The organism is Bradyrhizobium sp. Ken01 (assembly GCF_055807355.1).
Genome location: NZ_JBVVPC010000182.1, coordinates 1 through 293, shown reverse-complemented (window position 1 = coordinate 293; position 293 = coordinate 1). Strand labels below are relative to the sequence as shown.

Below are 293 nucleotides of genomic sequence, written 5' to 3'. Positions count from 1 at the left end.
TGGACCAGACCGACTATCCCGGCTTCGACGTCGAGGCGGTCAACCAGACCTTCATGGAGTGGGAGCACCACAAGGGCGAAGACATTATGAGCTTCCGCGATCACGCCTACCGCTCGCTGATGACCGGCACCATGGCGCCGCTGCATCATACGCCATGGCTGCAGGCGCTGGACGATTCCATGGAGAGCTATCTGGAAGTCAAAGGGGTAGCAGCGGAATAAAGGTTCGGCCAGCGGCTTGAATTCTTTTGATGGCCTGATGGGTTTGCCATCAAGCTGTCAAAAGAGGAAACA

Annotated in this window: 1 pseudogene; it reads left to right on the top strand. The window is 56.7% G+C overall.

Annotated elements, in window-relative coordinates:
- A pseudogene (locus tag AC0L3S_RS39275) lies at nucleotides 1–221 on the top strand (NAD(P)/FAD-dependent oxidoreductase); the annotation flags it as partial.
- Nucleotides 222–293: the final 72 nt, after the last annotated feature.